Source organism: Pantoea sp. 1B4, from assembly GCF_016925765.1.
GTDB lineage: Bacteria > Pseudomonadota > Gammaproteobacteria > Enterobacterales > Enterobacteriaceae > Pantoea > Pantoea agglomerans.
Window position 1 is genome coordinate 74,426 of record NZ_JAEUWZ010000006.1, and the last position, 23,949, is coordinate 98,374.

The 23,949-nt window shown below is 51.9% G+C and carries 18 protein-coding genes, 6 pseudogenes and 1 riboswitch; of the genes and pseudogenes, 10 read left to right on the top strand and 14 right to left on the bottom strand.

The window, feature by feature from the left end:
- Position 1 precedes the first annotated feature (1 nt).
- From JNO11_RS24595 to JNO11_RS24620, 3 genes and pseudogenes are all read left to right on the top strand, one after another.
- Entirely contained in the window at positions 2-985 is a 984-nt protein-coding gene (locus JNO11_RS24595; RefSeq protein ID WP_346267512.1) for a tyrosine-type recombinase/integrase, read from the top strand.
- 1 nt (position 986) lies between these two features.
- Positions 987-3,107: pseudogene (locus JNO11_RS24915) on the top strand (tyrosine-type recombinase/integrase).
- A gap of 125 nt (positions 3,108-3,232) precedes the next feature.
- Entirely contained in the window at positions 3,233-3,634 is a 402-nt protein-coding gene (locus tag JNO11_RS24620; RefSeq protein ID WP_010260801.1) for a VOC family protein, read from the top strand.
- A gap of 133 nt (positions 3,635-3,767) precedes the next feature.
- Here JNO11_RS24620 and crcB read toward each other — a convergent pair whose 3' ends face one another.
- From crcB to JNO11_RS24920, 8 genes and pseudogenes are all read right to left on the bottom strand, one after another.
- A complete protein-coding gene (gene crcB / locus JNO11_RS24625) occupies positions 3,768-4,142 on the bottom strand; it encodes a fluoride efflux transporter CrcB (protein ID WP_010260804.1) in 375 nt (124 codons plus the stop codon).
- 12 nt (positions 4,143-4,154) lie between these two features.
- Positions 4,155-4,857 (bottom strand): annotated as a pseudogene (locus JNO11_RS24630) (2,3-bisphosphoglycerate-dependent phosphoglycerate mutase).
- Between the two features lie 43 nt (positions 4,858-4,900).
- Complete coding sequence (eno, locus tag JNO11_RS24635) at positions 4,901-6,190, bottom strand: phosphopyruvate hydratase (protein ID WP_010260810.1); 1,290 nt, start codon at positions 6,188-6,190, stop codon at positions 4,901-4,903.
- Between the two features lie 15 nt (positions 6,191-6,205).
- Complete coding sequence (locus JNO11_RS24640; RefSeq protein WP_010260813.1) at positions 6,206-6,631, bottom strand: universal stress protein; 426 nt, start codon at positions 6,629-6,631, stop codon at positions 6,206-6,208.
- A complete protein-coding gene (locus JNO11_RS24645) occupies positions 6,628-7,536 on the bottom strand; it encodes a DHHA2 domain-containing protein (protein ID WP_010260815.1) in 909 nt (302 codons plus the stop codon). The genes JNO11_RS24640 and JNO11_RS24645 overlap by 4 nt, the downstream gene beginning before the upstream one ends.
- A 79-nt stretch (positions 7,537-7,615) precedes the next feature.
- Positions 7,616-7,685: riboswitch (Fluoride riboswitch) on the bottom strand.
- Positions 7,686-7,734: 49 nt separating this feature from the next.
- Positions 7,735-8,334 carry a uracil-DNA glycosylase gene (locus tag JNO11_RS24650; protein ID WP_010260817.1) on the bottom strand — a complete coding sequence of 200 codons (600 nt, stop codon included), beginning with the start codon at positions 8,332-8,334 and terminating at the stop codon, positions 7,735-7,737.
- Entirely contained in the window at positions 8,331-9,491 is a 1,161-nt protein-coding gene (locus JNO11_RS24655) for a TDT family transporter (protein ID WP_010260819.1), read from the bottom strand. Before JNO11_RS24655 ends, JNO11_RS24650 begins: the two co-directional genes overlap by 4 nt.
- A gap of 150 nt (positions 9,492-9,641) precedes the next feature.
- Positions 9,642-10,642 (bottom strand): annotated as a pseudogene (locus tag JNO11_RS24920) (beta-propeller fold lactonase family protein).
- A gap of 237 nt (positions 10,643-10,879) precedes the next feature.
- On the opposite strand from JNO11_RS24920, the gene umuC (JNO11_RS24670) reads away from it, so the two are divergent.
- Both umuC (JNO11_RS24670) and umuC (JNO11_RS24675) read left to right on the top strand, forming a co-directional pair.
- Positions 10,880-11,929: a translesion error-prone DNA polymerase V subunit UmuC gene (gene umuC, locus JNO11_RS24670; protein WP_325178133.1), complete on the top strand. Its 1,050-nt coding sequence runs from the start codon at positions 10,880-10,882 to the stop codon at positions 11,927-11,929.
- Positions 11,930-11,975: 46 nt separating this feature from the next.
- A pseudogene (gene umuC / locus JNO11_RS24675) lies at positions 11,976-13,017 on the top strand (translesion error-prone DNA polymerase V subunit UmuC); the annotation flags it as partial.
- Between the two features lie 185 nt (positions 13,018-13,202).
- On the opposite strand, the gene JNO11_RS24680 reads toward umuC (JNO11_RS24675), so the two are convergent.
- Complete coding sequence (locus tag JNO11_RS24680) at positions 13,203-13,454, bottom strand: hypothetical protein (RefSeq protein WP_039387113.1); 252 nt, start codon at positions 13,452-13,454, stop codon at positions 13,203-13,205.
- Complete coding sequence (locus tag JNO11_RS24685) at positions 13,441-14,235, bottom strand: ParA family protein (protein WP_325178122.1); 795 nt, start codon at positions 14,233-14,235, stop codon at positions 13,441-13,443. Before JNO11_RS24685 ends, JNO11_RS24680 begins: the two co-directional genes overlap by 14 nt.
- Before the next feature lie 326 nt (positions 14,236-14,561).
- Here JNO11_RS24685 and JNO11_RS24690 point away from each other — a divergent pair, with 326 nt between their 5' ends.
- Together JNO11_RS24690 and JNO11_RS24695 are read left to right on the top strand one after the other, a co-directional pair.
- On the top strand, positions 14,562-15,221 hold the full coding sequence (locus JNO11_RS24690; protein WP_325178123.1) for a DUF2726 domain-containing protein: 660 nt from the start codon (positions 14,562-14,564) through the stop codon (positions 15,219-15,221).
- 561 nt (positions 15,222-15,782) lie between these two features.
- Positions 15,783-15,968, top strand: a complete 186-nt coding sequence (locus tag JNO11_RS24695) for a ribbon-helix-helix domain-containing protein (RefSeq protein WP_159222818.1) — start codon at positions 15,783-15,785, stop codon at positions 15,966-15,968.
- Positions 15,969-16,886: 918 nt separating this feature from the next.
- Here the strand turns inward: JNO11_RS24695 and JNO11_RS24700 are convergent.
- Positions 16,887-17,267, bottom strand: coding sequence for a hypothetical protein (locus JNO11_RS24700; protein ID WP_325178124.1), 381 nt, complete (start codon positions 17,265-17,267; stop codon positions 16,887-16,889).
- A 362-nt stretch (positions 17,268-17,629) separates the two neighbouring features.
- Entirely contained in the window at positions 17,630-18,349 is a 720-nt protein-coding gene (locus JNO11_RS24705) for a DUF2971 domain-containing protein (protein WP_325178125.1), read from the bottom strand.
- Positions 18,350-18,593: 244 nt separating this feature from the next.
- Here JNO11_RS24705 and JNO11_RS24710 point away from each other — a divergent pair.
- From JNO11_RS24710 to JNO11_RS24720, 3 genes and pseudogenes are all read left to right on the top strand, one after another.
- Positions 18,594-19,188, top strand: a pseudogene (locus tag JNO11_RS24710) (recombinase family protein).
- 89 nt (positions 19,189-19,277) lie between these two features.
- The gene (locus JNO11_RS24715) at positions 19,278-20,594 is read left to right on the top strand and encodes a DUF1173 family protein (protein ID WP_325178126.1); all 1,317 of its coding nucleotides are present in this window, start codon (positions 19,278-19,280) and stop codon (positions 20,592-20,594) included.
- 264 nt (positions 20,595-20,858) lie between these two features.
- Positions 20,859-22,283: a hypothetical protein gene (locus JNO11_RS24720; protein WP_325178127.1), complete on the top strand. Its 1,425-nt coding sequence runs from the start codon at positions 20,859-20,861 to the stop codon at positions 22,281-22,283.
- 107 nt (positions 22,284-22,390) lie between these two features.
- On the opposite strand, the gene JNO11_RS24725 is transcribed toward JNO11_RS24720, so the two are convergent.
- Together JNO11_RS24725 and umuC (JNO11_RS24730) are read right to left on the bottom strand one after the other, a co-directional pair.
- Positions 22,391-22,648 carry a DNA polymerase III subunit theta gene (locus JNO11_RS24725; protein ID WP_325178128.1) on the bottom strand — a complete coding sequence of 86 codons (258 nt, stop codon included), beginning with the start codon at positions 22,646-22,648 and terminating at the stop codon, positions 22,391-22,393.
- A 41-nt stretch (positions 22,649-22,689) separates the two neighbouring features.
- Positions 22,690-23,949: pseudogene (gene umuC, locus JNO11_RS24730) on the bottom strand (translesion error-prone DNA polymerase V subunit UmuC); the annotation flags it as partial.

The window sequence follows — 23,949 nt, forward strand, 5'->3', positions numbered from 1 at the left end:
AATGCTGATTCCACCGAGTGGACACGTTCTGTTGCTGGCAGAGCGCTGGCTGCAACTGTTATCCGATCTGGGGCGGGCGCAGGCCACGCTAACAGCCTACCGCAATGCCCTCCGTCATTACTTTGCGTTCTGCAGCCAGAACGGAATTAAACCTGAAAAGGCGCGGTTTGAAGACCTGGCTGCCTATATTAGTCCTCAGTTACCCGGGATGCCTTTTTCCGCGGCCAGCGCCACGCTCCAGCTTCGCCTGTCGGCGATCCGCCTCTGGTATGACTTTCTCATGTACCTGGATCTTTGCACGGTCAATCCGCTGCCCCGATCCGGCACGCCCGGCATGCTGAGTTCCGGCCGGGGACTGGTTCCCCGCGTTGTAAAGCTGCCGCGCATTCCTGACGATGCGCAGTGGCAGTGTTTTCTTTATCATGCCGCCGCTTCCCCACTGCGTGACCGCCTGATGCTGGCATTAACCTATTACGGCGCGCTGCGTCGGTCTGAAATTACCTCGCTAAGTATTGACGACTTCGACTTTGCTCACCGGCTCATCCGCATCCGGGCAGAAACCACCAAGAGCCGGCGTGAACGAATTGTCTGTTACAGCCCGGCAGTAGTGCCAGTGCTGGCCGCGCACCTTATGCAGATGAAGCGGACCGGAATCGTAAGAGGTGCCCTGTTCCGTTCTGAGTCCGATCGTAATCAGGGCGGGCCGCTTTCATTCTGGACCTGGAGCAAAACGGTACGGAAATGGGCGCTTGAGTCTGGGATGCCGGACATCTCAACCCATACCTTCCGGCACCTGCGACTCACACACCTTGCCCGCGCGGGCTGGAAGTTGCACGAACTTGCCACCTATGCAGGACACCGCGACCTGACCACAACACAGATTTATATTCATCTTTCTGGCAGGGACCTGGCTGCCCGGATGGCTGGCGCGATTGAAACGGCAGATATCAGGATGGCGAACCTCATTTTCAGAACAGAGAAATAACATGAGCCCACACACACCGATTGAAAACAGCCGGCATCCGTTCGACATGACTGAATACCGGCTTGAGGCGTCACTGACCCTCGCTGAACGGACGGCACTGAGCAGCGCTCACAGCCGGTCCCGTATGCTGCGAACGAAGCCGGTGCCGGACCTCATCAGGCCGCTGATGGACATTGCCGCCGGAAGCGGATGCGGCAGCAAAATCACGGGGCTGGTGATAGCCGGATTGCTGCGCGAAATGCATGCAGACGGCATGCCCTGCTGGTGCTGGCCGCAGGAACGCTGGCTGACGCTGTGCCGGGAAGTCAGGGAGGGCCGTCCGTTAATGGCCGCTTTTGCCTGGCATCTGGCTGATTTGCATGACCCGCTCAGCCTGCCTGATATACGTAAACCCGCGCTCTATGCTTCTGCCATCTTCGGCCAGGCTTTTTATCACCAGGAGCTGGACCGGCTGACTGATACGCTGACGTCGCTGGGTTATGCCCCGACCAGCCAGAAAAATCATGTCTCGGGTATACTGGCAACACTGATGATCATGAACAGGGATCCCCGGCTTGAAACGTTTACGCCTGAACTCCTCTGGCGCGCCCAGAGCGGGACAGACAAGGGAATATCCCGTTACGTCGGCCGCGTTTCACATGCACTTGCCGCACTGGGGATTATCAGCGCCCCGGTGAGGATGCGAAACTATAAAAAAATGGTACGAAAAGCCGGTCGAAGGCGTCGATCCGGCCTGGGTGCACTGGTGCCGGCGCTGGCGGGAAACGTCGGTGCTCAGGCCGCGCACCCGTGAAAGCCAGTACAGCTTTATTCTGCGCTGCGGCCTCTGGCTGAAAAAGGAGCATCCGGAGGTTCGGGAACCGGCAGACTGGACAATGGAAACCTGCGCCAGCTTCATTGCGGCGGTAGGCCGGATGAACGTGGATGAGCTTCAGCTGGGCACGGAAAGGGGCACCCGCAAATCGGTGCGCTCCGGCGAGCCCATGATGCCGCATTCCAGGGCGCATTTTATCTATTCTCTGCGCCGTTTTATGATTGATTACGAAAACTGGGGCTGGGGGGCGCCTGCACTTCAGCCCTGCCCGCCATCTTTCCACACCGGATACGCCGCTGTTCCGTCGCGGCGTCAATCCCCGTGTTATTGACGATCCGGTCTGGCTGAAGCTCATCTGGGCCAGCCTCAATCTGCGTCAGGAAGATCTGCTCACTGAAATACATTATCCACTGGCCATGCTGCAGGCAATGGCCGTCATCTGGACCCATGCGGGGGGTAAGAAAGAACGAACTGCTCCGCCTGACAACCGGGTGCATCGCGCCGCAGGCGGACGATATCGTGAAGGACGACGGAAGTATCATCCCGGCAGGAACCCTGTGTTACCTGCATATCCCTGCCGGAAAAACCTCAAAAGCCTTTGTTAAACCGGTGGCGGCCGTGGTGAAAAAATACGTCGACATATGGCTGGATGAGCGTCCGGCAGAACAGGCTTTGCTCGCTGACGAGCGAACCGGTGAGAAAGTCCGGCTTCTGTTTCAGTACCGGGGTAAGCCTGCCGGCAGCGCTATCCTCAACCGCACCGTGATACCGATGCTATGCGCAAGAGCGGGCGTGCCTTGTGAAGACAGTGGCGGAATGATAACCAGCCACCGGGGGCGGGCCTCAGCCGTGACCGCGCTGGCGAGCGTACCGCAGGGCATGTCGCTGTACGAACTGATGCAGTGGACGGGCCATTCAACGCCCCAGTCTACAATGCACTATCTTCGCATCCGCCCGACTCAGCTGGCTGCCTCGTTCGTCAAAGCCGACAGGGTCGCTCATATGATAAGCGTGCTGGTTGACCACGATCCTGAAGCCGCCAGCCTGTCCGGGCCCGCGACCTACTACGATCTGGGCGACTCATACTGTACGAACCCCTTCTGGAGCAGTTGCCCGCACCGGATGGCCTGCATCGGCTGCGATTTTAACCTGCTGAAGGATAGCGCGCGCGGGCTGATACTGGAGAGTAAAGCATCCATCCGGCGTTACCTCGAAGAGGTCCCGCTCACTCCCGATGAGAGAGCCATACTGGAGCAGGATGCTGAAAAGGTTGAGCAGGCTCTTACAAGATTGGGCCCACAATCCTGACTGCTCAGATGCTTACAATGTCAGGTCTGAGGGTATCAGTGCAGAATCAGTACAGATAACTGAACGCCGTATTTGATATAAAGCTGATTATAACGGGCGTAATGCCGTAACTGATGGAGCAGCAGATGAGAAAACAGAAGCGATGTATGGGATACGTGGCGGTCGTGGTCGATGACTACGATCGTGCAATTGAGTACTACACCGATAAGCTGGGCTTTACCCTCATTGAAGACACGCCGCAGCCGGGTAAGCGCTGGGTCGTGGTGACGCCGGCCCCTGACAGCGACTGTGCTATTCTTCTTGCCCGCGCGTCGAACGACCGGCAGGAAGGCTTTATCGGCAATCAGTGCGGCGGACGGGTTTTTCTGTTCCTGCAGACCGACGACTTCTGGCGCGACTACAATGCTATGAAGGCAAAAGGCGTCCACTTCTTTCAGGAGCCACGGGAGGAAGAATACGGAATGGTTGTCGTATTTGAGGACATCTACGGCAATCGCTGGGACCTTTACCAGAACAGGCAGGCCTGAAATTCTTTCACAGCAGCGCCTCAGGTGTACGGGAAGCATTACAAGCGTAAACCCTGTCAGGTCTGGCCTGCAGAGAGCGCTTCTGAACAATATACCTCAGTGCAGCGGTCACTGCACTAAGGTCTCCCTCGGGTTAACCACACAGCGTCATGATATAAAATCCGGCCGCCGTCATGGCCAGCGAACCCAGCACGTGTATCAGCACCGAGGCGGCTGCCCAGGCATAGCTGCCGGACTGCAGCAGGGCAAAAACCTCAGCCGAGAACGTGGAGAAGGTCGTCATTCCGCCACACAGCCCGGTGGTAATGAGCAGCCGCCAGGCCGGATCGAGGCCGGGATGGCGCAGAAAATACGCCAGCGCCGCTCCGATGATAAACCCTCCCAGCAGGTTGACCAGCAGCGTCCCCGGCGGCAGGTCCGGAAAAAGCGCGTTCAGGCGCGCGCCCAGCTGCCAGCGGATAACACACCCTAAAGCACCGCCGGTGATGACAGCAAAAAGCTGATTCACGTTCACTCCTTTTTATTTTTTTATATTCAGAACATAACGGGAAACGACCTGTGCGGCCGCATCCATCTGGTATACGGCCGGCACGCCGGTCGGGATATGCAACTGTGCCAAGCTGTCGTGTGGCATGCCGTCCAGGAAGGCGGCCAGGGCGCGCAGCGTGTTGCCGTGCGCCACGACCAGAACGGTACTTCCGCAGAGTATCTGCGGCATCACGGCGTGCTGCCAGTAGGGCATGACGCGACGCAGCGTCATTTCCAGGCTTTCCGTCGCAGGCAGGTCGGCCAGCGCAACGCGGCTGTAGCGCGGGTCCCGACGCAGCTGCGCCGGAGCCCCTGCGTCCGCGGGGGGGAATGCCGCTGAAGCTTTTGCGCCAGAGCCGGACGGTCTCTGCACCCATCATCCGGGCAGCCGCTTCCTTGTTCAGCCCCTGCAGCGCACCGTAGTGCCGCTCGTTCAGCCGCCAGTGTTTGTCCACGGGCGTCCAGCTGCGGCCAAGACGGTCCAGCACCCGCCAGACCGTGTGAACACAGCGCGTCATCACCGAGGTGAAGACCCGATCGGGCAGCAGGCCCGCGTCCCGCAGCACGTCACCGGCCCGGTCAGCCTCCTGCCGCCCCCGGTCCGTCAGCGGCACGTCTGTCCATCCGGTAAAACGGTTTTCCCGGTTCCACTGGCTTTCGCCATGGCGCAGGAGAATCAGCGTTGAAGGTGCCAAAGACTGTGCTCCTGTGCCGGCCGCTGGCCGTCCGGTGGATCTGTTACGTGCGGCGCACAAACGCATGAAGCCCCGCATAGTGAGCGTCCTCACCCAGCGCCTGCTCAATGCGCATCAGCTGGTTGTACTTTTCCACGCGTTCGCCGCGGCACGGCGCACCGGTTTTCAGGTGTCCCGCGCGCAGGGCTACCGTGAGGTCGGCAAGAAATGTGTCCGTCGTTTCCCCACTGCGGTGGGACATGAACGCGCCCCACCCGTGCCGCTGGCAGAGCGCCACGGCGTCCAGCGTTTCGCTAAGCGAGCCTATCTGATTGAGTTTAATCAATGCGGCGCTGGCGAGGTTTTCGTCAATGCCGCGCTGGATGTACTTCACGTTGGTGACAAACAGGTCGTCACCAACCAGCTCGGCCCTGCCCGCAAGCTGCTGGTGCAGATGCTTCCAGCCCGACCAGTCATCTTCTGCCAGGCCGTCTTCCAGCAGAATGACGGGAAACTGGTCCATCAGCTCGCCGTAGTACGCCGTCATTTCCGCCGCGCTCAGCGCACTGCCCTCCGTGCGCAGATGATATTTTCCGTCTGCGAAAAACTCACTTGAGGCAGGGTCCATGCAGATGCTGATGTCTTCTCCGGGCCTGTACCCCGCCTTCTCAATGGCCTGCACGATAAACGCCAGCGGGTCGCGGTTCGACGATACGGCGGGCGCAAAACCGCCTTCGTCGCCGACTGCCGCGGACAGGTTCTTGTCCAGCAGGATCTGGCGCAGCGCCTGGTAGACCTCGCTGCCCTGACGCACGGCCTCGCGCAGCGTGGGTGCCCCGTGTGGCGCTATCATGAACTCCTGAAAGTCCGCGCCCTGACCGCGGGCGTGCACGCCGCCGTTGATAATGTTCATGCACGGTACGGGCAGCAGGTTCGCCTGCAGGCCCCCCAGGTAGCGCCAGAGCGGCTCGTGCGAGGCCTGTGCCGCCAGCCGGGCAACCGCCAGCGACACGCCCAGAATGGCATTGGCACCCAGCCGACTCTTGCTCTGCGTACCGTCCAGCGCCAGCATGATGTTATCCAGCTGACGCTGCTCGCGCACGTCCCTGCCGCGCAAGGCTTCGCAGATTTCCGTATTAACCGTCCTGACAGCATCCAGTACGCCTTTACCGCCAAAACGGTGTACGTCGCCGTCGCGGCGCTCAGCGGCCTCGCGCGAGCCGGTGCTGGCCCCGGAAGGCACCGAGGCCCGCGCCATCATTCCGTCCACGGTCCGGGCTTCGACTTCAACGGTGGGGTTGCCGCGAGAGTCAAGAATTTCACGGGCGGTCACGTTATCCAGTGTAAAGCGCATAGAGTTTCTCCCGGTTCAGTCATTCAGGTGAGTGATAAGCACATCCACCGTGAGGTGGTTAATGTATTCCGCCGAGCGGGACGTCAGCATTCCCATAAAGCGGTTTCGGTGCCCGGCAAGCACGAGGTCCACGCCCAGCTCAGCGATGCACTTCTCCACGTCCTCAAAGCGGCGCATGGTCACCAGCTCCCGCATGTCTACCGTCTCAGGCACGGAGGCCGCCAGCTCGCTCATAAACGCTTTGGATTTCAGCACCTCTTCCGACACGACGTCGTCCATCAGGCTGTCGGACACGTAGTTCATTTCCCGGTAGTCGTCGCTGATGTGGGCCAGGGTGATTTTCATGCCGAGCGGCTGCGCCAGCGCGACCGCCCGCTTCAGCAGGAGGGTGCCGTCGTCTTTATCGTTCACAAGTATCAATGCATGGGTGTAGCAGGTCATAATGAACTCCCGTTCTGGTTGAGGCGGGACTCAAGCCACGGCAGAAGCTGTTTTTTGCGGCTGAGCATACCCGGTACGGAGCAGGAGGCCGCGTTAACGCTCTCCCGCCCGGCGAAATAAAGCGTTGAAAACCCGGCCCGGATGTCGGTCAGCATCAGCACCGCCAAACCAGCACCCGACTGGTCTGCCAGATACGCCAGGGCAGCGAGCAGGTCGTCCATCACGGTGGCAACCTGTGACGGGGAGCTGACCTCAATCTGGGCGATGCGCACGTCAGTGCCGGCAATGACGAAGGCCTTGAGGTCCCTGTCCAGCAGCAGCTGTGCGCTGAGGCCGCTGACGTCAGTTTTTGCCGTAAGGAGGTCACGGGCGAAGGCTCTGCGGTTTACGCCGGACAGTACGCCCAGCTCGGTAGCCGAACGGATATCGTCTTCGGTCGTGGTGGGCGAGCGAAGATTCACGGTGTCGCTCAGGAGTGCACCCAGCAGAAGAATGGCAAGCGTCGGGGGCAGCGTGCGTCGCGCTTCAGCGTTCATAAGCAGCCACAGCAGCGTGGCGCTGCTGCCAAGCGGGCGTATGTGTACCTCCGGCGGCAGTTGCGTTATCAGTCCGCCCAGCCGGTGGTGGTCAGTGATCCCCACGATGTTGCTCCGGAGCAGGTCGTCAGGTCCCTGCGCCGGCTCGGTGAAATCGACCAGCCAGACCCGTTCATCCTGTAGCGGAATATCAAGCCGTGGCGGCAGCGTGAGTCCGGCGGTGTCAAAGATAAAATGGGTTTCGCGGTTAGCTTCGCCAAGACGCCATGCGCGGGCGTCCATGCCGCGCCCGGTCAGCCAGTGCGCGGTGACGAAGGCCGTGCAGATGGCGTCGCTGTCAGGATTGATGTGGCCAAAAACGTGTATCACAGGTCTCTCCCCCGAAGAGGGAAGTACGCAGGCCGGGAAGAAAGTAAGGACGGCCTGACGCACCTCCTGAAAATCAAGAGTCGCATCAGGCGTCATCAGCTCCGGAACGGAGCGGTTGGGAAAGGTGGAACGCCATCACCTTGTCATATGAGTATAGAGCCGGTTGCAAAACCTGTCAGTATTATTCTGCTGGCGCCCTCAGCCTGCCAGCGCAGCCCGTGCCTCGCAGAGTACCCGGCGAATGTTTTCCGTCACCGCCGGACTCGTGCAGAGCGAAAGCGGACTGGGGTGCGGCATCGTCAACACGGGGACGCCGGGGTACAGATGATTGACCGTCCCGCGGGCCTGAGCCGCTACGGCACCGGCCAGCACCACCACGCGCAGCGCGGGCAGATACGCCAGCACGTCCTCAAGCAAGGCGCAGCCTCTGCGGATGTCCGCCGCTGACGGCCGTTTCTGCAGCCCGTGACTGACCCAGGGCACCGTATTCCACAGCACGCTGTCCTGACGCGAAATACCGGCTTCCGCCAGAAACCGCCCAAGGTTCTGCTGGGCCGGCCCCGGGTTATCACGCGACACAAACCGCGGTGACGGGCTGCTGCGCGCCGGCGACTGCAGCAGGACGAGCAGTCCGGCCCTAACCCCGCCGTCAGCCGGATCAAACCACGGCAGTTCTGCACCGGCCTGACGCTGGCCGCTGACCCAGCGATTCAGCGCGGCCACATGCGGCGCGGTGACTGCCGCGAGGCATTCCTCGCGTAAAAACGAGTCCTGCATCGATGTGCTGGTTTCACTCACGGCTTCCGATCCAGGCCTGCCAGACAGGGAGAAACAAACAGTTTACCGCTCCATGCCCCACGCACTGTTTTCACCGCGACAAGCAGCCACATGGCCGCCAGTATGACGACAAGAAGCGCACCGAAGCCTTTAAAGAATGCGAGGTCAATCAGGGTAGACAGCTTGAGCGTGGCCACGGTGTACACGCCCAGCGGGAAGGTAAAGCCCCACCATCCAAGGTTGAACGGGATGCCTTCACGGAAGTATCGCACGGTTATCAGCGTGGCCAGCAGCATCCACCACAGGCCGCAGCCCCAGAAGAGAATGCCGGCAACGAACCCCACGCCCTGCGCGATGTGACCGATTTCCGGCATGCCCGCCGCGGCAAACACCCCGGGCGCATCTCCGCCGATGACCAGCATGCCGAGCGAGCCGGTGCCAATCGGACCCAGCGCCAGCCAGCTTGAGGCCGCCATGCTTTCGTGCGGTAGCTTGTGCAGCGCCATACGCAGCAGCAGAATGGCGAGGATGCTCAGCGCCACCGGCACGGAGTACGCCCACAGCACGTAGCTGGTAATAATGATGCCGAGCTGCGCGTGTGGGGCAGCAATGTGCGGCGCCAGCAGGCCGCCGCTGACCGCCGCGACCTCGGCTGCCACGACCGGCAGTAACCAGACGGCAGTCATCTGGTCAATACTGTGCTGCTGCCGGGTAAACATCATGTAGGGAATGCACACGCCGCACAGCAGCGACATCGCCACGTCCAGCCACCACAGGGCGTGTGCCACCTGAATAACGTCTGCGCCCCAGCGCGGAAGACCGAACGCCAGCAGGCCATTGATGATGGTCGCCATGCCCATCGGGATGGTGCCGAAGAACATGGACACGGTTGAATGGCCGAAAATGCGCTTTGCCTCTCCGAAGTACATCACCCAGCGGGCCAGATACATCACGGCAAAGACGCTGAACAGGAGGATGTTAAACATCCAGAGCCCCTCGGCGACAAGGCGCAATCCCGGAACCTGCCAGGGGAACTGCGCCAGAGACAGCGACAGGATGCCGGTCCCCATGGTCGCGGCGAACCAGTTAGGCGTGAACTGTCGTATGGCCTCTTTCGGGCTGCTCAGCGCGCTCAGCGGACGCGCACCGTTATGCAGGGTGAATATTTTATCGTTCATGCCGGAATCTCCTGAGTAGACAGAAAGATTATAGGCATGTCAGAGTAAATCTTTAAAACAGGTTATTTAGCTAAAATAAATCTATAAAAGTGATTAACCACCCCACTTTGCGAAGGATCGTCACTGCGCTGGAGTAAGGGAGGTTTCGCGTCAGGTCTGCGGCGGGCTTTTAATCGTGGCCATGACACGGTTCTTTTTCAGGTCAACCACCGCAATGCTGAGGTCTTTATTCAGCACCCACGCGCGGGTACCGTCCTTGTTGAAGACAATCGCCTGACGGGGCGCATCCAGTCCGGTGACGGTGGACACCACCTTACCGGCGGCGGTATCAATAACGGAGAGGCTGTTGTCGCCAAGGTTGCCGCTGTAAACATAGCGGTTATCCGGCGTCAGCGCGGCACCGTAAGGGTCCTGACCCACGGGAATGGTTGCCGTAATGACGTGCTTTTGCGTGTCAACCACGGCGATTGTGTTGCTGCCGCTGTTAGCCGCGTACAGTGTGCGGCCGTCTGCGCTGACAGAAATGGCGCGCAGCTTGCTGAAGCCGGTTATCTCGCCGCGAATGTCGCCCGTCACGGCATCAACCAGGGTAATTTTATCGCCCTTAAAGTTGGTGACGTAGACGGTTTTGCCGTCCGGGCTGATTTTAATGCCCTGACGGGGCTGGGCCAAAACCCGTCACAACTGCAATGGGCCGGTCATGTGTAAGGTCATACACCGAGAGCGTGCTGGCGGCCTCGTTATTCACATACAGTCGCTGACCGTCACGACTTATGGCCGTGCCGAATGCCCCGGGCCCCAGCGGCAGCGTGGCCGCCACGTCAAGCGTCCCGGTGCTGATTTTTTTGACTACGCCGAGACTGCTGTCAGAAAGAAATATGGCCTTACCGTCCGGAGAGAAAAGTGCATTACGGGGGGGTGACGTAGCCCTTCATCACCTTTCTGACTTTCCCGGCAGCCAGATCATAGACCACCACGTCTGAGCGCTCACTGTAGGACGCCACCGCCGTTTTTTCATCGGGACTGACAGCAAGGGAATTGTTGTGGATATCGCCGTCAAACGTCCAGCGCGCTTCTGCAGCACCTGCGATGGTACTTATGAGGAGAAATGCCACCGCGGTCAGTCCCGGGATTCTGTAATTTTTTATCATTATTTCTTCCTGCATAAAGTGAAAGATAAAAGCGCATTGCCCGATTGAGGGCTTCAGAATAAGCGTGGCAGATTAAATCCCGGCGGGGAAATCGATTTTCCGGCTATGTCTTACCACCCGTCAACTTTCCTCCCTGCCAGTAAGCATACCGAAGTGGTTCAAGGCTGAATAATTCCTGTTCAGAAAATAAACTTCAGAGGAATGGTAACTTATTTTTTTGTTTAAATTGCATTCCACATAAATCACAGCCTGAGCCAGAGAGTAATGACCGCGCTTGAGGAGATAACGCCACGCGTCGAGCAGTACAGCATTGATGAAATGTTCCTGGATATTACCGGTATTAACGGCTGTGAGGACTTCGAAGCTTTTGGTCGTCGCCTGCGCACGCATGTATTTACCACAACGGGTCTCACCGTCGGTGTCGGCATGGGGCCCACCAAAACGCTGGCAAAATCGGCCCAGTGGGCGAGTAAGGAATGGAAGCAGTTTCGCGGCGTGCTGGCGCTGACGGCGGGTAATCCGAAACGTACTGAAACCCTGCTGGCTAACCAGCCCGTTGAGGAAATATGGGGTGTGGGACGGCGTATCGGTAAGCGACTCAGCCTTATGGGTATCGAAACAGCTCTGCAGCTGTCACGCGCGCGTCCAAAGTTCATTCGCGATAACTTTTCCGTGGTGCTGGAACGCACCGTACGCGAGCTGAACGGTGAGTCATGTATTCCGCTGGAAGAACTGCCGCCAGCAAAACAGCAGATAGTCTGCAGTCGCAGCTTCGGGGAGCGCATTACTACAAAAACAGCCATGCAGCAGGCGTTGTGTCAGTATGCTGCTCGTGCAGCGGAAAAGCTGCGCGGGGAACGTCAGTACTGCCGCAACATCGGCGTGTTTATCCGGACGTCGCCACACGCCAGCGGTGAGGTGTTTTACGGAAACAGCGCCGGAGAGAAGCTGACACTACCAACACAGGACACGCGGGACATCATTGAGTCTGCGATGCGGTCGCTCGATCGTATCTGGCTTGAGGGTCGCAGGTACATGAAAGCCGGCATCATGCTTGATAACTTCACGCCGAACGGCGTAAGCCAGCTAAACCTGTTTGACGATAATCGGCCACGGGCTAACAGCGCACAGCTGATGAAGGTACTGGACGGCATTAACCAGTCAGGACTGGGAAATGTGTGGTTTGCCGGACAGGGAATTAACACTGAGTGGAAAATGAAGCGTGAAATGCTCAGCCCTGCCTGGACCACGCGCTGGTCAGACATTCCTAAAGCACGTGTGCTCTGAGACGGTTATTAATTGAGCTGTTGAAACTCTATTCCACATAAATCACTCTATGAGCACTCGTGTTATGGCCTGCATCGAGGAGATGGTGCCGCGTCTGGAGGTGTATTCGGTTGACGAAGGGTTCTGTGACTGCACGGGTATGGAAATGACTATGCCGTATGAAGATTTCGGACGCATGATCCGGGCGCACGTCAGGGCCTGCACAGGCCTGACGGTCGGCGTCGGGCTTGGGCCGACGAAGACCCTGGCGAAGTCGGCTCAGTGGGCCGGCAAGGAGTGGCCACAATTTGGTGGGGTACTGGCGCTCACGCCTGGAAATCCGAGGCGGACAGAAACGCTACTGTCGCGTCAGCCTGTTGGCGAACTCTGGGGTGTGGGTTCCCGGCTTGAAAAACGCCTGCAGCTGCTCGGCGTGACAACGGCGCTCGATCTGGCACGCACCTCCCCTTCCTTCATCCGTAAGAATTTTGGCGTAGTGCTGGAGCGCACGGTACGTGAGCTAAACGGCGAATCCTGCATCCCGATGGAGGATGCGCCCCCCGCCTAAACAGCAGATTGTAGTGAGCCGCAGCTTCGGGGAGCGCATTACGGAATATGATGCTATGCGACAGTCCGTCTGCGCGTATGCCGAACGCGTAGCGGAAAAGCTTCGCGAGGATGGGCAGTACTGCCACCACATCTCCGTTTTTATCCGCACCTCCCCTTTCGATACCGGGCAGCCTGGTTACGGCAACACGGCCTTCGTAAAACTGTGTGTGGGTACGCAAGACACTCGCAATATCATCGAGGCAGCGGTGAAATCTCTGGATACGATCTGGCGCCCGGGCTATCGCTATGCGAAGGCCGGCATCATGCTGAGCGAGCTGCGGCCGAACGGTGTAGCACAGCTGAACCTGTTTGACGACGAAGCGCCGCGTGCCGGCAGCGACGCACTGATGAACCTGATGGATTCGATGAACCGCTCCGGGCGCTACAGCATAGGCTTTGCAGGTAAAGGTATCGATCCGGATTGGAAGATGAAGCGGGAGATGCTGAGTAAAGCATGGACGACGAACTGGAAAGAATTACCGGTCGCAAAATTAATCTGACATTCAGCTGCAGGCCTGCTCACAACGCGTTAGTGTATATACAAAACCCTAATAATTATTAGCCTCTTCATAACCCATCAATACAATAATGCCTATACAAATGTATAGGCATTAATCTTTAATTATGTATATACAAAAGCATATTCAAGTGTATATGCATAAGGGTTATATTATGTATATAAAAATCAGGTATTTTCAACGAGAAGCTGAGCCAGCTTATCGATCAACTTATCATCTTCTATATAGCAGGCGGCCCGGACTACACGCGACCGCGTGATGTTTTTGTTAGGCAGCCTTTCCTGTATTCTTTCAACAAGAATGGATAGCGCATCGTCATCCAGACCAGTAAGGCGAAGGTTCATCTGCTTACCGGTGGTGATATTTCTGCGTTCAGTAACGCGCGTAACCCCTTTCGCTATACGGTCACTTCTTGCCACGTTCGGCCTCCTCAATCTGCTGCAGCAACTCCTGCGTGAAGGCTTTGTAATCCCGGTAAGGACGTTCGTTTCTAGCGAACATCATAACGGGACGATGCACCTCTGTAGCCTGTTTGAATAGCTCACTCTGGCGTATTTCAGTATTAGCAACCTTATAGCCCGCTTCACTGATGTACCCATCAATGGCTTTTTTCATTTTAGAGTGAGACTCGTTAACTTTTGTCTTTACAAGTGTATATACAAAATCGTCATTACGCCTTACTTCACGGACAACCTGAAAAAGGTCATCAATTCCTTTTACCGCCCTGCGATCCATGTCTACCGGCACAACAATTTTATCTGTTATCAGCAGCGCGTTTTCGATACTGAGATCGATGGCTGGCCGCAGGTCAATCAGGATAAAATCGTAAACGGTTTTGAGCCTTGCCAGACCTTCATCCAGAATATTAAGCCGGTGACGGAAACGTTCGGCGCTGCGCGCCTCAACAGCAAGGGTTATATCGGCGGGGATAACATCCAAGTTAGGAATGATGGTTTCCTCATCGAGGGCGGTATAAACGAGTTTATTTGTATCGAACTTAGGGTCTTCAAAAAGATCGGTGATTGTATAATCTTCGTCACCACGTCCCACGTCGTCACTCAGGTTTCCCTGGTGGTCCAGATCAACCAATAAGGTTTTATAACCAGCTGAAGCCAGCGCGCATCCAACCGCAATACAGCTTGTCGTTTTGGCAACACCGCCTTTGCTGTTCGCAAAAGAAATAATGTAGGGCTTCTTCATTTCACACCGCCATGTATATACAAAGGTATATGCATAGTACATACATCCTGCGCCATGTCAATGTATATACATAAGCATATACATTCCTGCTTATAAGTCATCGCCCGGTACAACACGATAATTCCCAGAAAATCGATTATGTATATACATATGCATATACTAATGATTCTTTAACTTGCTGTATTAACTGAGCTTAAGTACTCAGTAATGGGGCGTGACTCTTGTGGCTTCAGAAGAGAAGGGCAGGGGAGAGAAAGGATCTGTTTGTAAAAATAGCAGGTCTTGTCATGATAACCGGCACTACGTTTAAGGAGGCAACATCGCTCATGGATATATTTAACTGGTTTCTGATTGCCGTTGCGGTCGTGATTTTTCTTGTAGTCCGAGGTAAGCAGAAACGTAAGAAAGGACATTACCGGCCATCACCGGCTCAGAAACCGGAGTGGCGGGATCACAGACCAACCCCTGAATATACGCGGGAAGAAACTACGGCTGAGCGACAACTGAACGCCGTCAGAAGCAGCGAATTTCGCAAGCGTCCTTTGATGAATAAAAGTGAGTACGGCGTATTCTGCAAGCTTGAAGAGCTGCTCTCAACTTCACACCGTGGCTATCGCGTATTCTCTCAGGTGTCACTCGGTGAGATTCTGGGATCAGATGACAAACAGGCTTATCTGGCGATTAACAGCAAGCGGGCAGATTTCGTGATCATAGACTGGTCAGGGCAGCCTATAGCCGTTGTTGAGTATCACGGCAGCGGCCATTTTAAGGCGATGCGGTCGTTCGCGATGCGGTCAAGCGGGAAGCGTGCAAAAGTGCCGGAATATCTTTCATTGAACTCCCATCGCACTATTCAGCAACAGACATTGAGGCTATTGGCGTTCAACTCAGCAGAAAAGCAGCATGATGTCTTAGTGACACCACCAGTAAAGACGACTCTTCTTTTCATCAAGTACACGCCGCAACTCCTGGCTGTGGCGTTTTAAGTCCTGACGCATCATCCTCTCCTTCAGCCGATGAAAATCTTCGTTCACGATCTCAGGAGTGTGACTGTCAGCCTCTGCTTCGCAACGGCTGATCGATTCCAGTAACCAGTCCATATAGAGGTTAAGCTGTTCGTCATCCATCTTCTCTAAATCCGATTTAGAAAACATACTGTAAGCCTCTCTGCGCAACAACTACGCCCATCTGAGCAAAATAAAAGCTTTCAAGGCGCAGTGTTTATATTTACTGGCCGTATCTACGATAGAAGTTCAGGCAGGACATCCTGCCATGTTTACTCGTACTGCTTATAAGCGGCTTCCGAGATTTCTCCGGAGCTTCCACATCCATGTTGGTCTGATGATTCATAATGTTAAAGAGCATAAAAAAGTCGCCATGTAGGCGACTTTAAGGATGTTGGATCATTCATAGCTAATTTTTTGTAAGTGCCCTAGTGCTGTATCTAGGTTAATTTTGGCACTATATAGGCACTATGTGCAACCACTTTAATCTATCTGACAGCCGAATACACTGCCTGCACTTTTAACTGTGTGGAAACAGATGTAATGGCCGAACCCTATTTAAAAAACCGCCGGCGCTTCACCTCATCTCTTGATAATCGACTGGTGCCATTATTCGATGCGTTAGCAGCCAAAACGCGGATTCCTAAAAGCCGGCTGCTTGATGAGGCTATCGAAGATTTGCTGGCCAAACATGGTGCTTCAGGTAAGAGCACAGAGAATCAGGATTAGATTTTGCTAACCGGCGTAACCGTTCATTCCAACACGCACGCAGGTCCGGCTGCTGCACTGATAGACATCTCTAGTGTCGTAGTGTTTGGATCAAGTCATGTTTATTCTGGTCTGATATGCGTCTCCACATCGCTTATCTTTTACCATCCTTACCCCTTCCAACAGGTAAGCATATCCGTGTAGTCCTTGCGGGCGATGCCGCGAGCATATCAAGCATTATGGTGCGATACCTACATTCCCGGTGTAGGTATCAGGTCCATCCTCTCCTGAAGCCGCGTTAGCTGTAACTTGTTCATAGCTGTAGTCAGCCAGTTCGTGAACCATCTGGTCAATAACCCGCTGCAAATCATGGGTTTCATCTGTATCAGTGCCAGAATTACTATTATTGAACTTCCTGCGCGCTATTCAGAAATAGACATTGAGGTTCATCTAAGCACAAAAGCAGCCTGACTGCTCATTGGCACCAAAATGGATGCCGTCTATTCTTTTCCTCAAGTACACGGCGTAACTGCCTTCAGTGCTGTCTCAGTTGTTGATGCAGAATGCGTCTCTTAATCCTGTGAAAAACCTCATTTCTGATCTCATGTGAACAGCTATCAGCTTCTGCTTCGCAGCGGATAATTACCTGAAATAGCTACTCCATATAAAGATAAGGCTGTCCGTCAGTTACTCCCTGCATCTGTGGGGGCATAATAGGAGCCTTAATGTAATAAGTATTCTTAAATTCAGTTTAAAATCACAGGCCTTAAATCAGAGAATTGAAGATATTTTTGGCTATGAAATTTGGTGCTAACGGCAGAACATAAAATTAGAGTTTATTCTATGCTTCCTTTCTTAGTGCAGCATCCATAATCGAGCAACTAGAAAATCATTATGGATGATAACTAAAAAAGGCCGCATAGCTGCCAAGAAAAAACACTACTGAGTATCTTCTAATTTTTTTTCTGTTTTCCCGTTAGCTATAAAAACCCCATAAAATATCCAAGCACACAGGAACATCTCGAAGCCTTTCACAATATCCATTGGGTCTCCTTTATCGTACAACTTAACATAAACAAGCTCAAATGTGATGGCAATAGAGACAATAACTGTAGTGATGTCAATATAGTACTTTAGCGTTTCCCTTTCTTTACCATTTTCATCTTTCACATAAAAAGATAAAACAACTATAAGAAGAGCATAAGAATTCAGAATATCGTCTCCGAGTTTATCTGAAGCTATAAAGAAGTGTAGCCAAGTAACACCAAGAACAACAAATATAGTAAATAGTGTTTTTAAGAACCATCCGTTAATGTTCACAATTAATCTCCTAAGCATCCATAAAGAAAAAATCCCCTTAACGCACTGAAATAGCGTTAATGGCAAACACCAAAATAAATCATTTTTTTCATTAAAATCATAATCTTACAAACTTAACTGAGTGTGATGAATACATCTATGACCTCTCGCTAATAGCACGCATAGCCGCAATATAGTTCTCCAACCCTCCTGCTCTATTAAGCATTCTAAAAGAATTTCTCCTGGCCGCATTATCTACATCGCGTTGCGTAATGCTGCACCAACCACAGGTTTTATTATCTTCATCAATAGGTTCGTGACACTTTTTACACTGGAAGACAGCTGATTCAATTCTTCCATTCAGATACCTATGCGACTTATTGTTAATTGATAACAAAAAAAGGGTTTGTTGTTGTTTTCCCTATGACCATTTCGAAATACCGACACTTTGCTTTTTTGGAAAGCTGTTTTATTTTCTCTTTTAAATCTTCTTTCGCTTTATGTCCAACGATGATAGCCGTTATACAACTTATTGGCACAGGAAGTAACATAAGCCAACTTTCAGGCTTTATTAGGGCATTTTCATCAATTATTACACGCCGCTCCTGCTCATATTCCCAGCAACACTGTTTAGTGAGATAAGCAGCATTCCTTATATATGACTGAAGAAAATAAATGTAGCGTGGTTTACAAATCTGAAACGCTCTAGCTAGGGTCGGCTCAATATCTTCATCCGGGGAATCTTTATAATCAACATCCTCTATCCCAGTATTCTCCCCAAAGCCAATATCTTCTATATATTTTTTGAACTTTTCTTCGTTTATTTCAATAGCAAAGCCTGATGAGTTCCCAGCATAATGAGCCCACATAGGAGGGATTACCGGACTTTTAGTAAAACACGTCGCGGGTTGTTTTATGACCATGCTAATCATTTCATTGTAGAAAGCTAATTCATCTGAGCCGCGATTGAAATCAATTGTTAAAAAGAATTCATATGGGTCATTATAATCTTCTAAATAAGAGAATTTTATGCCTATATGCTTTTCATCAAGCATTATTCTATCTGCTATATCAGCACCCATAAATTTATATAAATTTGCCATGCCTTTATCCTTAAGTCATAACACAAGCTGAAGATGGCCATTAGGATTATTCCTAAGATAATGCGAGCGTATCTCTAGGTGATATAGCGAGTCAATCCTTGTTGTTACATTTATGCATATTTATTGATGTGTACTAAAACGGTCGGTTTCGGACACATATTGCTGTGACTGTACGAAAGTAAGTGTTTTTTGTTTAGTACACGCGTTATAATTAGTACACCCTTTTAGTACATATAGTAACACCATGTCACGAGTTTTTGCTTACTGCAGGGTTTCAACCCTGGAACAGAATACAGAAAACCAGCGTCGCGAAATCGAGGCTGCCGGTTTTGCTATTCAGCCACGGCGGCTGATTGAGGAGAAAATCAGCGGTTCGGTGGCTGCCAGTGAACGTCCTGGTTTTGCCAGGCTGCTTGATCGCATGGAAAACGGAGATGTGCTGATAGTAACCAAACTGGATCGGCTGGGTCGTGATGCAATAGATGTACGGAAGACTGTGGAGCAGCTGGCCATGTCAGATATCCGTGTTCACTGTCTCGCGCTGGGCGGCGTTGACCTCACTAGTCCGGCCGGGAAGATGACCATGCAAGTTATTTCGGCTGTTGCTGAATTCGAGAAGGATCTGCTGATAGAGCGAACACATTCAGGTCTTGCACGTGCGAGAGCTGCAGGTAAACGTTTTGGCCGTCCCCCCGGCTTTGAACGATGAGCAGAAGAAGGCTGTACTTGAACGTATTGACGCCGGGGCCAGCATCAGTTCTATAGCCCGTGATTTTGATACGACCCGACAGACCATACTCAGGGTCAAGGCATCCCGGCCGGCAGGGGATACCCCGTAGGGGCATCGTAAATAATTAAGATGGCAGGTGAGCAGGTCTTCCTTGGTTAGTTTTATGTCGCCGCGCCATGATTCAAAAAGGACGAATTTATGTCAGACATTAAAACCTATCCTGTCGCTTTCACCGGTCAGCTAAAGACTGTTGAGTGCGACGCGGCTTTTCAGAAGGAAAATGCTGACACCTTCAGGCGTTACATCCGTTTTGCCCGACAGAACAAGACAACCACACTTATCACCTGCCAGTGCATGAAAGGGGGTGAAAGTGAAAATCGCCGTAAACTGAAAGCCTGCTATTCATCAACGCACGACAACTACTGGCTGGCCCGCTGGTCTTACAGTGGTTCAGAGCACGCACCTGACTGCCGTTTTTATTCGGTATGGGCAGACGAAAAGCAGGGTGATATTTACACCTCTGATGTGGTTAAGGCACTCTCTCCGGGCTATTTCCGTATCAAGCTACCTACCGGGTTACAGAAAAAAGAGCTTACGGAGCGCGATGCGGTTGAGCCATCAGGCCCTAAAAGCGGAGGAAAACGCAGGCGTCAGCCAGCCATGCGCCTCCTCGGCCTCCTTCATTTCATGTGGGAACAGGCAGAAATCAATCACTGGCACCCTAATTTTGACAAGCGTACCCGCGACGACGCCTGGGCCGCATGGCGCCTGAAGCAAATGGCAGAAAAAATCAGCGTGGGTAAAACTTCTCTGAAATCGGTCCTGCTCATAATGGCGCGGCCCGGCACGCAGGAGATTAAAAATAACTGGGCAACGATTGATGCGGCCGCTTCATCGAACAAGCGGTTAATCATGATCACTTATCTCAAACCCTGCACAAACGGGGAAGGAGGCAGCCTGAACGGCACACTGCCGCTCAATCAGGCCGCAGGCTTTCCGTCTCTTGATGTACCTGCAGATCTTATTGTCCGACTCAACCGAAGCTTTGCCCGCGAGCTGGCTGATTGGCGCCGGGGGCAAAAAGTTATGCTGATAGCTGAAACCGAACCACCGGTAAAAAAATTCAGGCAGCGAGACGGCAAACCTGTTCCGTATAACACCTGTACCGTCATTGATGCGGCACTGATGACAGTCAGCCCCAGATTTATTCCTCTCGATTCATCACTGGAAGGCATCATTGAGGAGAAACTCTGGCAGGAAAAGCGTCAATTCAGTAAACCTCTGCGCTATGACGGCGAGGCGGATGTGTTTCCTGACTTTTTGCTTCTGGATGTACCTGGTTCAGACGCCGTACCACTGGAAGTATTCGGTATGACCACGCCAGACTATCTCGCGCGTAAAGTGAAGAAATTGAAGCACTATCAGGATGAGTATGGCGAAGGGAACTGGTGGAGCTGGGACGCTCATGAAACTGATTCTTTAAATAATATTCCAGCGTTTCCTGTTAAGGGCTAAGCGTTAAGATATTCTCGTGTTATTTCTTCATGAAAAAATCAAAGAAACACAAATTTTAAGTGACTACTTTAACTCCAATTACCAGAGTGGCAAAAAATGTATCCATTAATAAACACTAAAAGCCGTTACGCTGAACGGGCTGAAGCTATAAGTGAAAAAATGAGAAAATATACGAACGATTCTTTTCTCAACTGTTTATTTTCACACTTCCAAATTTACAGAAAGCAAAACAACATAACCATGAACTTTCCGTGGTGCTGTTTTTTGGCTTTGAAATGGAAGTTTTCTGCGCAACAGAAGACCTACGCCTCTGACATGTCTCAAAAAGAGTTCACGAAAATAATTAATAGAATATATCAACTTACAGAAGATGCAGTTAAATTTGAAAGTGATGCAGGAGTAATACTGGAAATGAGGAGAATGATAATAAACCAAACATTCTATCAGACAAGATTACAAACATTTGCGCTGGCGCTTTCCCGTCAATATAGCTGGTACTGTAAAAGTGACACGCCGTTTTTTAGAGATAACTTTAAGTCACTGACAGGTTTAGGTCTTGAAAATTATTATAAAATATCTTTTTTCCTCATGTTCTATTTCCAGCTTGATACAAATAGTGAGTCGAGCCTAGTGAATATCGACAGGATAATCATATTTCTTGTTCCTCTTTTTGGCGTAGACGAAGTGCATGCTTTTTTAAAATTAGTTTCTATTCGGCGCAGTGAAATCAAAGATTTCGTATTCCTACATGCACGAGAAGGCTGGAATGTAGAGGAATACTTTGAGCGGACACCTTTTATATACAAACCTTTAATACTTGAAAAACAAGGGCTTGTCGTCTTATCTAAAACAGTCATGAATGCAGGATTTAGTGCGATAGTTCCTGAATTATTCAATGAAAACCTGAAAGGAAAGTATGGTGAAAAATTTGGAAAGATTGTAGAGAAATATCTTGAAAAACTCTTAATTAATACATTTAGCACTGTAGTGACCGAAAAAGAGTTAAACAAAATTTATCGAGATGAAAAGAAAACAGGTAAAGTTGTTGATTATTTAATTCAAGAGGATGATGCAAAGGTTTTTATCGATTCTAAAGCTGTTATGCCGCACAGGCACCTAAGAGATTCAATTATAGCTAATCAGTTAAAAAACAAACTTAAAGCCAATCTTCTTGAAGGTTTGGAAAAAGGTCAGTATTGCGCAAATATCATTAATGGCATTGAGAAAAGAAAACCTAATCCTCGTGATTCATTAATCATAATCTTGCAGCAAGATCATTATGTTTCTACAGGTAAGTTCATTTCTTCATTTATCAGTAATGATATATTCAAAAATATAATAAGTGATCTTGGAGAGCTACCAATACCTGAGGATAGAATTTACTACATAACCATTGATGAATTTGAAAATTTGTTAGAAGTTTGTAGTCATAATCATATTTCAATAACTGAAATTATTGATCGCTGCGTAGAAAACGACAATAGCTCGGCTACGCAAAAAATGAATTTTCAAATGCACATAGATGAGTTGTTGCCACCCAAGTCAACGATTCATAAAGACTTATTAGCTAATCATGATGAGTTTTTGAAAGTTTACGCGAAAATTAATTATGCATCCAAGATTTGGGATGGGGGAGAGCGAGCGTACAATGAAATAAGGAAGCAACTTCTTTCAGGCCTTCTGGACTAACAATTTTTAAAAAAGCATAGGAAAATACACTAAAAATATCAATCCGAAGTGCGGATTAAATGATAATTAAATAGCGCTCCAGTACTTCTGGCAAAGGAGAAGAAAGGCTATTTATCTTCTTCATGCTTTACATACACAGGATCATTCCCGCGAGGAAACTGGAGAGCAGAATTCCTGTAAAATGCCAGACGTTCGCGAAAGTATTCTCGCCACTTCTCTGGCTGCTGAAGTTCAACCTCAGCAGCCAATACTGGTTTGTTCATCCGCTCTTTATATGCAACGCCGGAAGCTGCCAGATCAATGTTGACTCGTTCACGCTCATCGGCTGAACGTTTTGCTATGTTGTGATTACTACATTCTGTCATCTGTCAGGTCCTTTTTTCGTGTCGATCTTTCAGCACACATTTTATTTTACTCTCAGAGTCTCGGCCAGGCAGGTGGTGTAACGTGGCGAAAGCATCTCGCGTTTCATTTTCCATACGTTGTCTGTTCCCTGTCCAGCAAACCACACTTTACCAAGCCCCGAACGGTTTATCTGATCCACAGCCGACATCAGAGCATCCGCGTTTGCGCGCGGCAGCTGCTGACTGAACATGTCCAGCTGTGCAACACCTGACTGATAAAAATCCCCTAACGTAACACCCGCTTTCGCATACCGGTAACCGTCGCGCCATATTGCGTCGAGAGCTCGCAATGCTAGACCGATAATGTCCCGTGTGTCGCTGGTTGGATATTCGCATGTCATAGCGGCAGAGTTGGCATACTGTGGTTCGTTCCCGTATCGTCCTGTATTGACTGACACACTGACGTGCTGACACTTTGAGCCCTGTTCCCTGAGCTTTTCACTGGCACGCGTGGCATACGTTACGACAGCCTGCTGCAGATCTTCGATACTGGTGACACGTTGTCCGAAACTGCGGCTCACTACAATCTGCTGCTTTGGCGGCGGGGCATCTTCCAGAGCCAAACAGGATTGACCGTTGAGTTCGCGAACCGTACGCTCAACTATCACATCGAAGCTTTTCCGGATCATGCTGATGTTACTATCGGCCAGCTGGAGCGCTGTACTAATACCCATTGTATGCAGTCGCTTACTCAATTTGCCACCAATTCCCCAGATGTCATCGACGCTTACCAGTGCGAGTAATTTTCTCTGGCGCTCCGGGCTGGTTAGATTGACGATACCGCCTGTTTGCGTCCATTTTTTTAGCAGCAAAATTAGCAAGCTTAGCCAGTGTCTTTGAGGGGCCAAAACCAACACCGATCGTCAGTCCTATTTCTTTCTTCACTCGATTCCGTATCAGCAAGCCAAAGTCTTCCAGAGGCATATACGACGAAATGCCGCTGACATCCAGAAAGCTTTCATCTATCGAGTAAATTTCCTGGCCTGGTGCCATTTCACCCAGGATTGCCATCATTCTGGCAGACATGTCGCCATATAGAGCGTAGTTAGAGCTAAAGATATGGACGCCATTCTCCCGAAAGTAGCGTTCATTTTTGAAAAGCGGAGCACCCATTTTAATACCCATGCGCTTGGCTTCTGCAGAACGGGCAATCACGCAGCCATCATTGTTTGACACTACACATATGGGTTTACCTAACAAATCGGGACGAAACACCGTTTCGCAGGACGCGTAGAAATTATTGGCGTCGGCCAGTGCAAACA

Bases quoted from the DNA above. Each gene is read 5' to 3' on its own strand.
- JNO11_RS24595 (WP_346267512.1), top strand. From the start codon at position 2: ATGCTGATTCCACCGAGTGGACACGTTCTGTTGCTGGCAGAGCGCTGG.
- JNO11_RS24620 (WP_010260801.1), top strand. From the start codon at position 3,233: ATGAGAAAACAGAAGCGATGTATGGGATACGTGGCGGTCGTGGTCGAT.
- eno (WP_010260810.1), bottom strand. From the start codon at position 6,190: ATGCGCTTTACACTGGATAACGTGACCGCCCGTGAAATTCTTGACTCT.
- JNO11_RS24640 (WP_010260813.1), bottom strand. From the start codon at position 6,631: ATGACCTGCTACACCCATGCATTGATACTTGTGAACGATAAAGACGAC.
- JNO11_RS24655 (WP_010260819.1), bottom strand. From the start codon at position 9,491: ATGAACGATAAAATATTCACCCTGCATAACGGTGCGCGTCCGCTGAGC.
- JNO11_RS24685 (WP_325178122.1), bottom strand. From the start codon at position 14,235: ATGAAGAAGCCCTACATTATTTCTTTTGCGAACAGCAAAGGCGGTGTT.
- JNO11_RS24690 (WP_325178123.1), top strand. From the start codon at position 14,562: ATGGATATATTTAACTGGTTTCTGATTGCCGTTGCGGTCGTGATTTTT.
- JNO11_RS24695 (WP_159222818.1), top strand. From the start codon at position 15,783: ATGGCCGAACCCTATTTAAAAAACCGCCGGCGCTTCACCTCATCTCTT.
- JNO11_RS24705 (WP_325178125.1), bottom strand. From the start codon at position 18,349: ATGGCAAATTTATATAAATTTATGGGTGCTGATATAGCAGATAGAATA.
- JNO11_RS24715 (WP_325178126.1), top strand. From the start codon at position 19,278: ATGTCAGACATTAAAACCTATCCTGTCGCTTTCACCGGTCAGCTAAAG.
- JNO11_RS24725 (WP_325178128.1), bottom strand. From the start codon at position 22,648: ATGACAGAATGTAGTAATCACAACATAGCAAAACGTTCAGCCGATGAG.